Raw genomic sequence first — 16,182 nt, 5'->3', positions numbered from 1 at the left:
CACGAACCGTGCCCTACCGCCCAGGTTGTTAGTGTTGGCCGCTGTGAGCAGCCGACCCCTGACCCTGACCGTCGCCTCCGCCGCCGTGGCCGTGGAGGGCCTCGCCGCCCTGATCCTCGGCGGTTACGTCGCCGTCGAGACGCTGATCGGACAGCCGAGCGACGTGGTGACCTCCATCTTCGTCGCGGCCTTCGGGATCCTGGTCGGCCTCGGCCTGCTCTGGGTCGCCTGGGGGGTTCTCCAGGTGCTGCGTTGGAGCAGGGGACCGGGCGTGATCGCCCAGATCTTCGCGTTGCCCGTGGCGATCACGTTGATCCAGTCCCAGCAGTACGCCTACGGAGTGCCGCTGGTGCTGGCCGTCGCGATCGCCCTGGTGACGCTCCTCGCCCCGCCGTCGACGAAGGCGCTGATGGGCGAGGACGGGCCGCACCCGTCCTGAGCCGGACGGGCCGGGAGGACCTAGTCCTCCGCGGTCAGGCCCTCGCGAAGCTGGGCGAGGGTCCGGGCGAGGAGACGGGACACGTGCATCTGCGAGATGCCGAGTTCCGTCGCGATCTGCGACTGCGTCATGTTCCCGAAGAACCGCAGCAGCAGGATGCGCTTCTCCCGAGGAGGCAGCCGCTCCAGCAGCGGCTTGAGGGACTCGCGGTACTCGACGCCTTCCAGTGACTCGTCCACGATGCCGAGCGAGTCGGACACGGCGGGCGCGTCGTCGTCGCCCGAGTCGGGCGCGTCGAGGGAGACGGTGGAGTAGGCGTTGGCCGACTCCAGGCCCTCGAGGACCTCTTCCTCGGTCATCTGCAGGTGGGCCGCCAACTCGGCGACCGTGGGCGCTCGGCTCTCCCGCTGCGAAAGCTCGCTGATCGCCTTGGTGAGCGACAGCTTGAGCTCCTGAAGCCGGCGCGGCACCCGGACCGCCCAGCCCTTGTCGCGGAAATGCCGCTTGATCTCCCCGACGATCGTGGGGGTCGCGTAGGTGGAGAACTCGACGCCGCGGCCCAGGTCGAAGCGGTCGATCGACTTGATCAGGCCGATCGTGGCGACCTGGGTGAGGTCGTCGAGCCACTCGCCCCTGTTGCGGAACCGGCGGGCGAGGTACTCCACCAGCGGGAGGTGGAGCTCGACGAGTTCGTCGCGGATGCGCTGACGCCTCGGGTCGTCGGCCGGCAGCTCGACGAGCTCCCCGAAAAGCGCGCGGGCACGCACGCGGTCGGGCACCGCCGAGTCGCCGGAGGCCATGGCACGCGTCCTTTCCGTCACGCCGGCCTCGCTGCGCCTCGGCGCTTACGCAGCACGATCGCCATGTGATCGGGGGAGTCGGAGATGGCGTCCACGTCGTCGGCGAGCGCGGTGAGCACCATCCAGGCGAAGTCGTCGCGCTTGGGAGCGGTCACTCCGACCGTGTTGACCTCGACCCGGACCGTCATCTCCTCTCCGGTGAGCTCGAACTCGGCGATCAGATCGGTGCCGGGTACGGCCTGCCGTAGGAGCATCGCGCAGGCCTCGTCCACCGCGATGCGGAGATCCTCGATCTGGTCGAGGGTGAAGTCCAGCCGGGCGGCCAGCCCGGCGGTAGCCGTACGCAGCACTGACAGATAGGCGCTCACGGCGGGCAGCCGGACACTCACAGCGTCGCGGATCCCGGCCAGATCCACCGCAGGCGTCTCGGTTTCCTCGGTCACGTTCCTCCTCGCCCCATATCGAGCCGGCGCACTGCCGCTCACTGCAACCTACCGCCACTCGACCGCGTTTGCTCGGCTGGGACGCGCCGATTGTCGCGATCTTGGAGCTCGTCACGGGGGAATTCCACGGTTCGGACGGCCCGGAAAACACCGGACCCCGCGCGGTCGTGGACCGGGCGGGGTCTGGACGATCTCAAGCTCAGGCAGCGGCCTTGGTCTCCCAGAAGATCTTCGCGATCTCGTCGATCTTGCCCAGGAGGTCGTCGGCCTTCGCCACGTCGACGGTGCCCTTCGCACCGGCGGCGCCCGCGAGCTTGGTAGCGTCCCAGAACAGCTGGTGAAGCTGGGGGTACTGCTCAAGGTGCGGCGGCTTGAAGTAGTCGGTCCACAGCACCCAAAGGTGGTGCTTGACCAGCTCGGCGCGCTCCTCCTTGATGGTGAGCGCGCGGGCACGGAACACTGGGTCCTCGTTGTCGGCGTACTTGGCCATGATGGCCTTGACCGACTCGGCCTCGATGCGGGCCTGGGCGGGGTCGTAAACACCGCACGGCAGGTCGCAGTGGGCGGACGCCTCGTGCTTGGGCCGCAGCAGTCGTGCGAGCATCGGAATCCTTCCTTAATGCTGTGACAGCACTGTCCAAGACCGACCTTACTCGTCTCGGAAATCTAGGTGTGGAGGGGGATGTGTTCACCACGGTGCGCGTCGTCGGCGATTCGATGCTGCCCGTCCTGCGCCCCGGAGACTGCCTGCTCGTACGGCGCAGCGCCGCCGTGAGGGAGGGTGACCTGGTGGTGGCGCGGCGGACGCACGGCCTGATCGTCAAGCGCGCGTTCCGCCGTACCGGGGAGGGCTGGTGGCTCGAGAGCGACAACCAGAACGCGCCGGGACGGCGGGACAGCTGGGACTTCGGCGCGGTGCCGGAGTCCGACATCGTCGGCCGGGTGGTGCTGCGCTACTGGCCGCGCGTCGCCTTCCGCCTCGCCGTGCCGCGCTTACGCGCCCGGTAGTTCGCGACGTTGACGCGGTTGGCGCAGCGCTCCGAGCAGTAGCGGCGCGACCGGTTCGACGAGGTGTCGAGGTAGGCGTTGCGGCAGAGCGGCGCCTGGCAGATGCCGAGGCGGTCCATGCCGAGGCTGGTGACGACCGTCGCCAGGCCCATGACCGACCCGACGGCGAGGGTGTCGGCAACTCGTCCGCCCTCGGTCAGGTGCATGTGCCACGGCTGGCCGTCGTGGCCGGAGATCTGCGGGTGCACGGGATGGCGGACGAGGAGGCCGTTCAGCCGCTCGACCGCGTCGGCTCCGTCTCCCCGCGCCGCGGACTCGAAGACGCCCGTCAGCTCCTCACGCAGCTCGCAGATGGCGTCGAGATCTCGGCGGGTGGCACGAGCGGCGGCCTCTTTTCGGCCGGTCTCGGTGAGCAGTTCACGCAGGGAATCGAGGGATCTCAGCCGGTCGTGCTCGTTGACAAGGAGTACGGCGAGCTTGGCATATGAGGTGAAGTCCACGTGCGACCCACGGTTGTAAGTGATCAGACCGGACATCGAGTATTACATGCCGCGGCTTAGGTTGCATACGCAATAAAACTGACACTTTGTTAACCCCTGCGCCTCCGGGGCCGCCATCTCATCATGTGGCACAATCAAACAACGGGTGACCCCCGTACCCCCCAAAGAGACGACCGTCAACGGCGACGGCCGCCGGGCGGCTACCGAAGCCCGGGCCGGACCGCTCTTGCGCGGCGTCTACCGAAGGAACTCCTCGTGACACTGGGGTCGCTGTGACTGTTACTCCCGCTTCTCTCGACGCTCTCGACGTCGATCCTGCATTCGCCCTGCACCGCGGTGGAAAGCTGGAGGTCCGCTCCACCATCCCGGTCCGTGACGCCGACGATCTCTCCCTGGCGTACACGCCGGGCGTCGCCCGGGTCTGCACCGCCATCGCCGACACTCCCGAGCTGGTGAACGACTACACCTGGGTGTCGAACGTCGTCGCGGTGGTCTCCGACGGCACCGCGGTCCTCGGCCTCGGCGACATCGGCCCGGCCGCCGCGATGCCGGTGATGGAGGGCAAGGCGCTGCTGTTCAAGGAATTCGCGGGCGTCGACGCCGTGCCGATCTGCCTCGACTGCACCGACGTGGACGCGCTGGTCGAGACCGTGGTCCGGCTCGCGCCCTCGTTCGGCGGCATCAACCTGGAGGACATCAGCGCCCCGCGCTGCTTCGAGGTCGAGGACCGGCTCCGTTCGCTGCTCGACATCCCGGTCTTCCACGACGACCAGCACGGCACGGCCATCGTCGCCCTCGCGGCGCTGCAGAACGCCGCCCGGCTGACCGGACGCTCTCTGGGCGACCTGCGCGCGGTCATCGCGGGCGCCGGCGCGTCCGGCGTGGCGGTGACGCGCATCCTGCTGGGCGCCGGCATCGGCGATGTCGCCGTGGCGGACTCCAAGGGAGTGATCTACACCGGGCGGGACGGCCTCAACCCCGTCAAGGAGGCCCTGGCCAGGGACACCAACAGGACCGGTTTCACCGGCTCCACCGAGGAGGCCCTCAGCGGCGCCGACGTGTTCATCGGCCTGTCGGGCTCGACGGTGACCGAGGAGGCCATCATGTCGATGGCCCCGGACGCGATCGTCTTCGCGCTGTCGAACCCGACGCCGGAGGTCCACCCCGAGGTGGCCCGGCGGCACGCGCGCGTGGTGGCGACCGGCCGGTCCGACTTCCCGAACCAGATCAACAACGTGCTCGCCTTCCCGGGCGTGTTCCGCGGCGCCCTCGACGTTCGCGCCAGGACCATCACCGAGAACATGAAGGTGGCCGCCGCCAACGCGCTGGCGGCCGTGGTCGGGGACGACCTGTCCGAGGACTACGTGATCCCGTCGCCGTTCGACCCCCGCGTCGCGCCCGCCGTGATCGCGGCCGTGGCCGAGCAGGCCCGGCTGGACGGCGTCGCCCGCCGCTGACATCGGAAAGGGGGCCCGGCCGTGTGGCCGGGCCCCCTTTCGTTCTCTTGAGGCGCTTCGCCGTGCCCCGCCGGTCCGTCCGGTGTACGCGGCCGTCCGGGTGCCGCGGACGGCCGCGTACGGGTTGCCAGGCGGCGGGCACCGCGCCGCCCGGGGAACCGGTGGTCTAGTACTTCGGCACGATGCTGCCGGACCAGAGGTTGGCCGCGGCCTTGTAGACGCCGTACAGCTCGCCGTCGAAGTACGGCGAGACGCTGGTGTCGATGCGGTCGTTCTTGTCGGTGTCGGCCAGCCCGATGGTGACGCCGTTCAGGTAGCCCAGGCGGCGGCCGTTGTTGTAGTTGAGCAGCCAGGACGAGCCGATCGAGCCCTCACCGGTGAAGGAGGACTTGACGCCGACCAGCTCCTCGGCCTTGATCTCGGGAGCCTTGGCGGCGAACGTCTTGCCGTAGCTCCACTTGAGGGTCTTGCCGGTGTAGGCGTAGTTGCCGTCCGGGTGGGAGCCGCTCGGGTAGCCGAAGACGTGGACCGGCTTGCCGATCTTCTGGTTGTAGGCCAGGCCCTGCCCGCCGACCCTGTCGCCGAGGCGGCCGACGTCGGTGAAGGTCCGCACGAAGTACCGCGTGACCTTGTAGTCCAGGTCGTAGTTCGCGCAGAACTCGCTGACGTAGTACTCGTACTCGGCCGGAGTCTCACCCTCGGCGGGCTTGATCTCCTTCTTCCAGTAGTACTTCTTGCCGTCCGAGCTGGCGTAGGGGAGCGTCTTGCCCTTCACCGCCGGGTCGTCGGCGGTCAGCTTGGTGTCCTTCCGCTCGACCTTGCCGGCGATCTGCTCCTCCGCGCCCCCGGTGAGGCGGAGGTACTCCGCACGGGTGATGCCGATCCAGTCGGACGAGCCCGGGGTGTCGTGCGCCACCACGTGGTCGGTGTCGACGATCTCCTCGACCTTGCCCTTGCCCTTGTGGGCGAGCGCCTCGGCCTTGGTCTCGTACACCCGGACCTCGGGCTGACGCAGGTCGGGGGTGCGCGGGTACTTGCGGTACTCCGACTCGCTGACCTCGGCGCCGGAGTTGTCCGGGAGGACACCGTTGTAGACGGTGACGAAGGCGTAGTCGCGGTCGCCGTCCTCGTAGACGTCGTAGTCGTAGTGCGTGAAGGCCTGCTTGCCGACGTAGATGCCCCACGGGGTCTTGCTCTGGTAGTAACCCGGGATGAAGACCCACTTGTCGAGCGTCTGGCTGTTCGACTCGGTGTCGTACACGCAGTGGCCGGCGGTGGCGACCAGGTTGCGGTAGCCGGACTGCACCGAGGTCGCGGTGCACCAGTGCGGCTCGCCGTCGCCGCCGATGAAGAACACCTTGCCGGTGGTCTTGGGCAGGTTGACGTTCTTGGACCGGACGGTCGACTTCTTCTCGTCGCCGATCGCGGGCACGAGTCCGGGCTTGGTGTCCGCGGACGGGCCGCCGGTCGAGACGTGCTTGGCGACGACCTTGGTCTCCACGTTGTACGGCGTGGCGCCGATCAGGTTGGCCTTGTCCTCGCCGTACCAGAAGGCGGCGATCTCCCAGGCGAGCGTCTGGCTCGCCAGGGGCTTGGCGGCGACGTCACCGGCGGCGTGGGCGGGGGTGACCATGGCGGAGCTCAGGAGTCCGGCGGCGGCGACGCCGCCGAGGGGGAGAAGCATGCGCTTCTTCATTGGGGGTTCGCTCCTCGCGCTGTCGTGGAACGCCTCTGCGTTCCAACCGTCAGTAAAGGGATGACCGGGACCCTACAGCGAAGATCTCGACCCCCAAAGGGCTGTTTGGGCGCCTCTTCGGCTCACAGCATCCTGTGATCTCAGCGTTATCAAACAGGTATTTTTCGACTCACAGGGAGTTGGTACCGAAAAGAGATATTTCCCCAGATGGGCAGATAGGGGCCGCATTCGGGGCGGGGGTGGTTCACGAAGTCCGGAAAAGGTTGCATTTTTTGGGTGTGACAAGAGTCACAGTTTGGCGAGAGGGGTGAGGCGATCGCGAGCCGAGGGGGCGCCGCCGGTGTGGCCTCTTCAGGGGTGCCCGATTGTCGGATTTGTCGTGATTTGCTGACCCGGCCTGGGGGCCAGTGCGGCGGGTTGCCGTCAGCGTGTCGGCCCATCGTGTGGGGCCGGGGCGCCTGGGGATCCGTCACCGGGAACGCGGACATGAGAAGAGGCCCGGCCTGAGCCGGGCCTCGTGAAAGAACGCCCCTCAAGAGGAACGCCGTACCCGAGAGCGCCTTGGAAGAACGCCCCTCAGGAAGGACGCCGTACCGGAGAACGCCTCGAAAGAACGCCGTACCGGAGAACGCCATGGGAAAAGGCGCCGTTCGGGAAAACGCGCGTCGGAGGCCGCGGGCACTTCCGGCTGCGCTTTCGCCGAACGGCGCCTCAGGAAGGCGCGCGGAGGGCGTCCGCGTTACTTCGTCTCGGTGATGCCGATCGAGCCGTCCTTCTTGACCAGCGAGCCGGACCAGAGGGAGTAGGCGGTGCGGTACACGCCGTAGGTCTCACCGTCGAAGTAGGCCGAGGTGATCATGTCGCTGCGGTGGTTGCCGTCGGTGTCACCGCCGAGGCTGGTCACGCCGTTGATGTAGCCGAGGCGACGGTTGCTGTTGTACTTGAGGATCCAGGGGCCGCCGGAGGAACCGCCGGTCATCGAGCACTTGAGGCCGATCTGCTCCTCGACCTTCACGCTGCTCTCGACGACCGGGTAGACGGGCTTGCCGTAGCACCACTTCATCTTCTCGCCGGTGAAGACGTAGTTGCCGTCGTCGTGCGGCGCGGCCGGGTAGCCGAAGGCGAAGACCGGCTGGCCGACCTTCTGGTTGTACGCGAAGCCCTGGCCGCCGGCGTTGGAGCCGAGCGGGCCGAGGTCGACGAACGCCTCCTTCTTGGCGTCGTACCCGATGCCGTTGTAGACCGTGACGAAGGCGTAGTCGCGGTCGAGGTCCTCGTAGACGTCGAAGTCGTAGTGCGTGAACGCCTGCTTGCCGACGTAGACACCCCACGGGGCCTTGCCGTCGTAGTAGCCGGGGACGAAGACCCACTTGCTCACGGTCTGCCGGTTGCTGTCGAGGTCGTAGACGCAGTGGCCGGCGGTGGCGACCAGGTTGCGGTACTGCGACTGGATCGCCGACGCGGAGCAGGCGTAGAGGTCGTTGCCGATGACGAAGAACGCGCGGCCCACGGTCTTGGGCAGGTTGACGTTCTTGGACTTGCCGCCGGCCACCTTCTCGTAGCCGATCGCCGGCACGACGCCCGGCTTGCCGTCGGCGGCGGGTCCGCCGGTGGAGACGTGCTTCGGCACGCGCTTGTGCTCGGCGCCGTACGCCTGGGCGGCCTTGAGGTTGGCGCCGCTGTCGGAGGTCCAGAAGTCGATGATGTCCGCGGCGTTCGCGGGGGAGGCGAGCTTGGCCTTCGACACGGTGGACGCGGCCGTGGCGGGGGTTACCAGGGCGGCGGCCAGGAGGCCGGTGGCGGCGAGGCCGCCCAGGGGAAGAAGCAGATGCTTCTGCATGAGGGTTCGCTCCTTGCGCTGATGAGGGCCGCTACTGCGCCCCATATCGTCAGTAAAGGGATGGTAAAAAACCTACAGCACCCCTTCAGGAACCCCCATGTCCTGATATATGCGGAGCGGTTTGTTACAGAATGTTGATCTCGTTTGCGCCGTCGCGGAAGACGCCGCCGGGCACCGTGCCGGAGTGGACCTTCCGGGCCGCGACGTAGACGCTGTAGAGCTCGCCGTCGAAATAGGGCGACACGGCGGCGCCGCCGGACATGGCGATGGTGACGCCGTTCAGATAGCCCAGCCGCCCGGACTTGCGGTAGCCGATCAGCCAGGACGAGCCGTCGGCCGTCCGGGACGACTTCAGGCCGAGCAGAGCGTCCGCGCGGATGGACGGATCCTGGAGCGGGAACGTCGCACCGCGCACCGGTGGCATGGAATGTGCGAAGACGGCGGTCCTGCGGCCGAGCTCCTGGTTGTAGGCGAGCCCCTGGCCCCCGACGCCGTCGCCCAGTCGGCCGCCGTCGGCCAGCTTGATGACGCGTCCCGGAGTGCGCGACGACTGCGGCGTGAGGCCGTTGTGGACGGCGACGAAGGCGTAGTCGCGGTCGAGGTCCCGGTACGTCGCGAAGTCGTGGTGGGTGAACGCCTGCTTGCCCGCGTAGACGCCGAAGGGAACCGCGCCCGGCTGGTAGCCGGGGATGAAGATCCAGTTTCGCATCGGCGCGCTGTCGGTCTCGGTGTCGAAGACGCAGTGCCCGGCGGTGGCGACGAGATTGCGGTGCGCGGCCTGGACCGAGGTGCCGGAGCACCAGTGGGGCTTGTCGTCGGATCCGACGAAGAAGACCCGGCCCGTGGTCCGGGGCAGGTTGACGTTCTTGGAGCCGGCCGTGCCGTTCCCGTCCTGTGCCGTCCGGTCCGGATCGGTCGCGTCCTGGGCGAGTTTGCCGCCCTCCGGCTTCGCGTCGGTTTTTCCGTCCGCGGTCTTTCCGGGCCCGGCCTTCCCCTCCGCCGGGCTGCTGTCGGCGGGCCGTACGCCGCCCCGCTTGCCGTCCGCCGTCGCGCCGCGCTCCGTCTGGCGCGCGGTCACCTTCAGTCGCAACACGTACGGCGTGGCGGCGGTGAGGGCGCGGCCGTCGCCGCCGAGCCAGTACGCCAGCACGGAGGGGACCTGGGCCTCCGTGGCGAGGGGGCGGGTGGCGGCGATGTCGTACGCGTGTGCGGGCGGGCCGGAGATGGCGAGCGTGGCGGCACAGAGCATCCCGGCGACGGCCGCCGTACGCGTGGCGGCCAGGACGACGCGCTTCACGGACGCTCCTTGCGCTCTCTGCGTGGACGCTGGCAGCGCCCGTTACCTCGGTAAAGAGGAAGATTACCGTTCATTTGCCATGACATGACACAGGGCCTGGCTGCGCGCCAGGCCCTGTGCTCAGGCAGTGGGAGAGTGCCGTACGAGATCGTGACGGGCGCGTCACGCCCCGGTCGACTGGCCGGACTCCCCCTGCCTGTCTGAGGGGCATCCCTTTACCTCAGCGTCGACTCCGGCCTCGGAGATCGGCGTCCTGCGCCGGACCCGGGTCAGACGATCTTGCCGGACCAGAGGTTGGCGGCGAACTTGTAGACGCCGTAGGTCTCACCGTCGAAGTAGGGCGAGATGCTGGTGTCGTAGCGGTTGTTGCCGTCGGTGTCGGAGACGCCGATGGTCACACCGTTGAGGTAGCCGAGGCGGCGGCCGTTGTTGTACTTCAGCAGCCAGGACGAGCCGATGGCGCCCTCGCCGGTGAAGGACGACTTGGTGCCGACGAGCTCCTCGCCCTTGATGGCCGGGGCCTGGACCGGGAAGGTCTTGCCGTAGGTCCACTTGAGGGTCTTGCCGGTGAAGGCGTAGTTGCCGTCGGGCTGGGAGCCGCTCGGGTAGCCGAAGACGTACACGGGCCCGCCGAGCTTCTGGTTGTAGGCCAGGCCCTGCCCGCCGACGTTGTCACCCAGCCGCCCGACGTCCTTCAGGCCGACGGAGAGGTACTTCGCGGAGACCTGGTAGTCCAGGTCGTAGTTGGCCCAGAAGGTCCGCTTGAAGTACTTGTACTCCTTGGACTGGCCGCCACCGGTGCCGCCGCCCGTGCCGCCACCCGGGTTGCCGCCACCGGGGTTACCGCCGCCCGGGTTGCCGTTGCCGCCGCCGGGCCGTCCGCCACCGCCGCCGTTGCCGCCGCCCTCGCCGGGCTCCTTGGGCGCCATGGCGCTGGCGGGGATTACCTTGATCTCCTTGCGGAAGAAGTAGGTCTTTCCGTCGTCGCTGACGTAGGACTCCACATCGCGCCCGTAGGCGTCCTTGGTGATCTCCACGGGGGCCGACGCACCGGTGCCGTCGGTCCACGATCCGTTGCCGCCCAGGTCCTTGCCCGGGTTGAGGCGCTTGAACTCGGTGACCGCGATGTTCTCGACCTTCCGCGACTCGGCGGTCCCCGGCGCGACGACGTCCCCGGTGAGGACGGCCTCGATCCCGACCTCCGAGTACCCCGTGGTCTTGTCGTTCTCGATCCTGGCCTTGTCGGCCTTGGCCAGAGCCTCGGTCTTCCACGTCTTCTGGTAGCGCTCCTTGTCGGCCGCGACCGGCAGGACGCCGTTGTAGACGGTCACGAACGCGTAGTCGCGGTCGCCGTCCTCGTAGACGTCGTAGTCGTAGTGGGTGAAGGCCTGCTTGCCGACGTAGATGCCCCACGGGGTCTTGCCCTGGTAGTAGCCCGGGATGAACACCCACTTGTCGAGGGTGGCCTTGTTGGACTCGGTGTCGTACACGCAGTGGCCTGCGGTGGCGACCAGGTTGCGGTAGTTGGCCTGGACCGAGGTGGCCGAGCACCAGTGCGGCCTGTGGTCCGCGCCGATGAAGAACACCTTGCCGGTGGTCTTGGGCAGGTTGACGTTCTTCGACTTGGCGACGGCCTTCTTCTCGTCGCCGATCGCCGGCACGATGCCCGGCTTGCTGTCGGCCGCGGGCCCGCCCTTGGAGACGTGCTTGACGACGACCTTGGTCTCCACGTTGTACGGCGTGGCGGCGATCAGGTTCGCCAGGCGCTCGCCGTACCAGAAGGCGGCGATCTGCCGGGCGGCCAGGTTGGTGTTGGCCAGGACGACGGTGGGGACCTCGTCCTTCGGGGTCTGGGCGTTGGCGGGGACGGCGAGGCCGGCCGCGAGCAGGCCGCCGACGGCGACCAGGCCGCCGAATGCCACAGTGCGCTTCATCTGAATTGTCCTTGGTCTGTCGTGGGACGCCACTTGCGTCCCATCCGTCAGGAAAGGGATGTAACGCAACATATGTGGGGGCACTTGGAGCTGACTTGGGAACGACTACTGGCCACCCGTTCGAGGGGCCGGGACGCGGTGAGGCCCCCCGAGGACGGCTCCGCAATGGCGGTCTCCGCGGGCGGAAAGTCGGCGACGGGGCCTTCCACTGACAACTTTCCACGGACATAAGGACGGATGGCGATTGCGGTCGCGTGCGGCTGGAAGAGTTTCCGCTCCAGGAAGGGCCGCGTCCGTTGATGACGGTGGAAGAGTTTCCGCCCGCAGCCGCGTGGCGCGGTGAAACGAGGGCCGTTGTTCCACGGCTTTCCTCGCTGAGCCGGTAGACGTTTCGCCACGAAGAATCGTCGGCGACGTAGCGGTTTCCGGCGCCGGTTCGCCGATGCTCGGAGGAAATGACGTGGGTACGTGGAACGGGTGCCGTTCTCCGATCCCGCATCCGGGTTTCGCCGGGACGTCCCTGTTGACCAGCGCCTCCGGCCCTCGGCCACGCCCTCCTCGGAGGAGCTCAAACGGCCCCTTGAGACCCCTACGTCTCGCTCACACGGATATCGGCACCCTCCACGAGGGGATGGCCGGGATAAAGGCCGGTGACGTCCTTTCCGCGTTTCCTGTGGCACTTCTCGTGCTTTCCGGCAGGGGTGCCGCCGAAAAGGCACAGGGCCCGGCTGGAGAGCCGGGCCCTGTGGGTGATGCGATTGTGAGAGCAGGGTTTGGACCCCTGCTCTCATGGGATCGCTGTGTTTCCGTGAGCGGAGACTAGGCGATCGAGCCGGACCAGTTGTTCTTGGCCGCGGAGTAGACGCCGTACAGCTCACCGTCGAAGTACGGCGAGAAGCTGGTGTCGTAACGGTTGTTGCCGTCGGTGTCGGAGACGCCGATGGTCACACCGTTCAGGTAGCCCAGGCGGCGACCGTTGTTGTAGTTCACCAGCCACGCGGAGCCGAGGGCGCCCTCACCGGTGAACGACGACTTGGTGCCGACGAGCTCCTCGCCCTTGATGGCCGGAACCTGGACGGCGAAGGTCTTGCCGTAGGTCCACTTGAGCGTGTGGCCGGAGTAGGCGTGGTTGCCGTCCGGGTGCGAGCCGCTCGGGTAGCCGAAGACGAAGACCGGCTTGCCGACCTTCTGGTTGTAGGCCAGACCCTGTCCACCGACGTTGGCGCCCAGGGCACCCGCGTCCTCGAACTTCCAGATGAAGTAGTGGACCTTGCCGTCCTTGGGGTCCCTGTACTCGTGGGTGTCGCCGTGGAAGCTGTCCCAGTCGCGGTACTGGTCGAAGACCTCCTTGGAGACCTCCTGCCAGCCGCCGATGTTCTCCCAGCCCTCACCGCCGGTGTTGTTCTTCTTCGGCTTGTCGTCGCCGTGCGGCACACCGTCGTGCGGCGCCTTGAGGCCGTTGTAAACGGTCACGAAGGCGTAGTCACGGTCGGCGTCCTCGTAGACGTCGAAGTCGTAGTGCGTGAAGGCCTGCTTACCGACGTAGATGCCCCACGGGGTCTTGCCCTGGTAGTAACCCGGCACGAAGACCCAGTAGTCCATCGTGGCCTTGTTGGACACGGTGTCGTAGACGCAGCTACCGGCGGTCGCGACCAGGTTCTTGTACGCGGACTGCACCGAGGTGGCCGTGCACCAGTGCGGCTGGCCGTCGCCACCCTTGAAGAACACCTTGCCGGTGGTCTTCGGCAGGTTGACGTTCTTCGACTTGGCGGCGGCCTTCTTCTCGTCGCCGATGGCCGGCACGATGCCCGGCTTGCTGTCGGGAGCCGGGCCGCCCTTGGAGACGTGCTTGGCGACGGCCTTGGTCTCGACGTTGTACGGCGTGGCGCCCTTCAGGTTCGCCGAGTCCTCGGCGTACCAGTAGGCCACGATGTTCTTCGCCGCGATGCCGGTGGAGGCGAGCGGCTTGCTGGCGACGTCGCCGGCGGCCTGGGCGGGGGAGGTCAGACCGGCGGCCAGCAGACCGGTGGCGGCGATGACACCGCCGAACGCGATAGCGCGCTTCATGGGGGGAACTCCTTGCGCTGTCGTGGGACGCCTCTTGCGCCCCATGCGTCAGTAAAGGGATGGCGGAAACATACAGCCGCGATCTTCCGGCGTGGAAGCGACTTCAATCAGGTCATTCCGCCGCCCTCTCGACGTGATCGTTCCGTTACCTTCCTTCGGAAGGAAGTCATTTGCCCGCCGGATGACATATGGGCAGATCAAGAGTGAAGTGCTCGCTTTGATGACGGTGTGACCCCGCAGTCAGCGATCATGGATCGTGTGAGCTAAATCACATAGGTGAGATGGCACCGAACCGACGTGTGGTCACGTCTAAGGGGCCCAAGAACGGCGAAGGCCCCGGGGTGGATGCCCCGGGGCCTTCGGTTGTCTGGAGCATATCGAGAGGGAAGGCGGCGCGCCCGCCGTTCCACCCAGACGTCTCCAGAGAAAGGCACAGGGCCCGGCTGGAAGCCGAGCCCTGTGTGAGTCAGGCGGTTGGACCAGGGTTTGGACCCCTGGCCCGTGACCACCTGGTTCCCGCAGGCCGGGAACTAGGCGATCGAGCCGGACCAGTTGTTCTTGGCCGCGTTGTAGACGCCGTAGGTCTCGCCGTCGAAGTACGGGGAGAGGCTGGTGTCGATCCGCTTGTTGCCGTCACGGTCGGCCACCGCGATGGTGACACCGTTCAGGTAACCGACGCGGCGGGTGTTGCTGTAGTTGAGCAGCCACGCGGAGCCGAGCGAGCCCTCACCGGTGAAGGAGGACTTGACGCCCTGCAGCTCCTCGCCCTTGATGGAGGGGGCGGTGGCGGCGAAGGTCTTGCCGTAGCTCCACTTGAGGGTCTTGCCGGAGAAGGCCTGGTTGCCGTCCGGGTGGGAGCCGCTCGGGTAGCCGAACACGAAGACCGGCTTGCCGATCTTCTGGTTGTAGGCCAGGCCCTGGCCACCGACGTTGCCGCCGAGGGTGCCGGCGTCGGTCCACTTGTAGACGAAGTAGGTCGGGTTGCCCTGCTCGTCCTTGTCCTCGTAGTAGCCCCGGCCGTGCTTGCCGTGCTTGCCCTTGCCGGGCTTCTTGTCGTTGGCGGTGTCGGCAGCGACGTAGGCGTCGTACGTGGCCTTGTCGACCTGCTGGAAGCCCACGTACTGCTTCCGCTCCTCGCGGGACATGCCCTTGAAGTCCTTGAAGCCGCCGGCGGGGAACTTCAGACCGTTGTAGACGGTCACGAAGGCGTAGTCGCGGTCGCCGTCCTCGTAGACGTCGAAGTCGTAGTGGGTGAAGGCCTGCTTACCCACGTAGATGCCCCACGGGGTCTTGCCCTGGTAGTAGCCAGGCACGAAGATCCAGTGGTCCAGGGTGGCCTTGTTGCTCTTGGTGTCGTAGACGCAGCTACCGGCGGTCGCGACCAGGTTCTTGTACGAGGACTGCACCGAGGTCGCGGTGCACCAGTGCGGGTTGCCGTCGGCACCGAGGAAGAACACCTTGCCGGTGGTCTTCGGGAGGTTGACGTTCTTCGACTTCGTGGCGGTCTTCTTCTCGTCGCCAATGGCCGGGACGACGCCAGGCTTGCTGTCAGCAGCCGGACCACCAGTCGAGACGTGCTTGGCCGAGACCTGGGTCTCGACGTTGTACGGCGTGGCCTGGATCAGGTTGGCCGCGTTCTCCGCGGTCCAGAACGCCGCGACGTTCTGGGCGGCGATCTTGTTGGCGGCCAGCGGGGTGCTGGCCACGTCGCCGGCGGCCTGGGCCGGGGCGGCCAGGCCGGCGGCCAGGAGGCCGGCGGTGGCGACGAGGCCACCGAAGGCGAGAGTGCGCTTCATGAGGGAACTCCTTGCGCTGTCGTGGAACGCATCCTGCGCCCCATGCGTCAGTAAAGGGATGACCGGAAACATACCGGCGCGATCTTTCGCGAGGAAAGCCGTCAGGTGGAGCCGGACCGCCACAGGGAGCGGAGAGATCTTTCCGTGACCTTACGTTCGAATCTGATCTAGAGGGCCGGGCGCCCTCCATCTCCGCAGATCAACGCCGCGATCCTGGGCGAGAGCGTCGCGGCGAAGTCGTTACATCCGAAAGACCCTGAAAAATGGCTGTGTGACGTAAAACACATTTCCGACATGGCACCGAAGCGGCTTGTCTCGCGTCTAACGCGCCCCCGCAAACGCGGCGCCTCCGGAGATGCGTCGCCGGAGCCTCAGTCGAACGGGGTCATCCGCCGTCGCCCCGCTCTGTCGTGGTGTCGCCGGTGCTCTGATCGTGATCAGCGGTCGCGGAAGGTCGCCTATTTGACGCCGTCCGAAAATGGGGAAAGAAGGTGTCTCTGGCGGCGAATCGCCAGCGGGCAGGCTGTCACGGCAACGATCGATCCGGCTTACGGGGGACAGCGCCCCTCGTCCACGCTGTCCGGAATGCCGCGGCTTCCGGTTCTGAGTCACCGTCCCCGGCGGAGCCGCTGCTCCTGTCGAGGAGAACCATCGGGGCGTACAGGGAACGACGGGGACGCTCCTCGGCGGACAGAGGCCGCGACGACCACGGTGATCGTGAAGGGGGCCGTGGCCGTGGGGTTTCGGGGGAGCGTGGTGAGACGGACGAGCCGCAGTGCTCAGCCGCCGCTTGTTGGCGGGCCGGGGGCGAGCAGTGCCTCTATGGCTTCAGGCCAAAACGAAAGGGCCCGGCTGGAGAGCCGGGCCCTTCGATGAAGCAGGTATGGATCAGGGTTTGGACCCCT

General features: G+C 67.4%; 13 protein-coding genes. 3 read left to right on the top strand and 10 right to left on the bottom strand.

The features are described 5' to 3' along the window. Window positions 1-43 precede the first annotated feature (43 nt). Window positions 44-439 carry a hypothetical protein gene (locus AWQ68_RS37455; protein WP_066950615.1) on the top strand — a complete coding sequence of 132 codons (396 nt, stop codon included), beginning with the start codon at window positions 44-46 and terminating at the stop codon, window positions 437-439. A 20-nt stretch (window positions 440-459) separates the two neighbouring features. Here the strand turns inward: AWQ68_RS37455 and AWQ68_RS37450 are convergent, their stop codons facing one another. The 3 genes from AWQ68_RS37450 to sodN all read right to left on the bottom strand — a co-directional run bounded on the left by AWQ68_RS37450 (window position 460) and on the right by sodN (window position 2,286). After that, a complete protein-coding gene (locus tag AWQ68_RS37450; protein ID WP_174550665.1) occupies window positions 460-1,239 on the bottom strand; it encodes an RNA polymerase sigma factor SigF in 780 nt (259 codons plus the stop codon). 17 nt (window positions 1,240-1,256) lie between these two features. Beyond that, the gene (locus AWQ68_RS37445; protein ID WP_066950612.1) at window positions 1,257-1,682 is read right to left on the bottom strand and encodes an ATP-binding protein; all 426 of its coding nucleotides are present in this window, start codon (window positions 1,680-1,682) and stop codon (window positions 1,257-1,259) included. Window positions 1,683-1,881: 199 nt separating this feature from the next. Further along, entirely contained in the window at window positions 1,882-2,286 is a 405-nt protein-coding gene (sodN, locus tag AWQ68_RS37440) for a superoxide dismutase, Ni (RefSeq protein WP_066950610.1), read from the bottom strand. 80 nt (window positions 2,287-2,366) lie between these two features. Here sodN and AWQ68_RS37435 point away from each other — a divergent pair, with 80 nt between their 5' ends. Continuing rightward, on the top strand, window positions 2,367-2,690 hold the full coding sequence (locus AWQ68_RS37435) for a S24 family peptidase (RefSeq protein ID WP_084464841.1): 324 nt from the start codon (window positions 2,367-2,369) through the stop codon (window positions 2,688-2,690). Here AWQ68_RS37435 and AWQ68_RS37430 read toward each other — a convergent pair. Continuing rightward, complete coding sequence (locus AWQ68_RS37430; protein ID WP_245656503.1) at window positions 2,636-3,226, bottom strand: CGNR zinc finger domain-containing protein; 591 nt, start codon at window positions 3,224-3,226, stop codon at window positions 2,636-2,638. The genes AWQ68_RS37435 and AWQ68_RS37430 overlap by 55 nt on opposite strands. A 236-nt stretch (window positions 3,227-3,462) precedes the next feature. Here AWQ68_RS37430 and AWQ68_RS37425 point away from each other — a divergent pair, with 236 nt between their 5' ends. After that, on the top strand, window positions 3,463-4,647 hold the full coding sequence (locus tag AWQ68_RS37425; RefSeq protein ID WP_066950608.1) for an NAD(P)-dependent malic enzyme: 1,185 nt from the start codon (window positions 3,463-3,465) through the stop codon (window positions 4,645-4,647). A 166-nt stretch (window positions 4,648-4,813) separates the two neighbouring features. Here AWQ68_RS37425 and AWQ68_RS45490 read toward each other — a convergent pair whose 3' ends face one another. From AWQ68_RS45490 to AWQ68_RS37395, 6 genes are all read right to left on the bottom strand, one after another. Then, window positions 4,814-6,343 (bottom strand): trypsin-like serine peptidase, encoded by a 1,530-nt coding sequence (locus tag AWQ68_RS45490; RefSeq protein ID WP_066950605.1) that lies wholly within the window; start codon window positions 6,341-6,343, stop codon window positions 4,814-4,816. Between the two features lie 739 nt (window positions 6,344-7,082). Next, window positions 7,083-8,183, bottom strand: coding sequence for a trypsin-like serine peptidase (locus AWQ68_RS37415; RefSeq protein WP_066950602.1), 1,101 nt, complete (start codon window positions 8,181-8,183; stop codon window positions 7,083-7,085). A gap of 124 nt (window positions 8,184-8,307) precedes the next feature. Further along, window positions 8,308-9,480 carry a trypsin-like serine peptidase gene (locus tag AWQ68_RS37410; protein WP_066950600.1) on the bottom strand — a complete coding sequence of 391 codons (1,173 nt, stop codon included), beginning with the start codon at window positions 9,478-9,480 and terminating at the stop codon, window positions 8,308-8,310. Between the two features lie 269 nt (window positions 9,481-9,749). Beyond that, window positions 9,750-11,414 (bottom strand): trypsin-like serine peptidase, encoded by a 1,665-nt coding sequence (locus AWQ68_RS45485; protein WP_245656501.1) that lies wholly within the window; start codon window positions 11,412-11,414, stop codon window positions 9,750-9,752. An 819-nt stretch (window positions 11,415-12,233) separates the two neighbouring features. Further along, the gene (locus AWQ68_RS37400; RefSeq protein WP_066950597.1) at window positions 12,234-13,481 is read right to left on the bottom strand and encodes a trypsin-like serine peptidase; all 1,248 of its coding nucleotides are present in this window, start codon (window positions 13,479-13,481) and stop codon (window positions 12,234-12,236) included. Between the two features lie 530 nt (window positions 13,482-14,011). Continuing rightward, window positions 14,012-15,277, bottom strand: coding sequence for a trypsin-like serine peptidase (locus AWQ68_RS37395; protein WP_066950593.1), 1,266 nt, complete (start codon window positions 15,275-15,277; stop codon window positions 14,012-14,014). Window positions 15,278-16,182 lie beyond the last annotated feature (905 nt).

Source organism: Microtetraspora fusca, from assembly GCF_001570365.1.
Lineage (GTDB): Bacteria > Actinomycetota > Actinomycetes > Streptosporangiales > Streptosporangiaceae > Microtetraspora > Microtetraspora fusca.
This window is presented reverse-complemented; position numbering and strand designations above follow the sequence as displayed.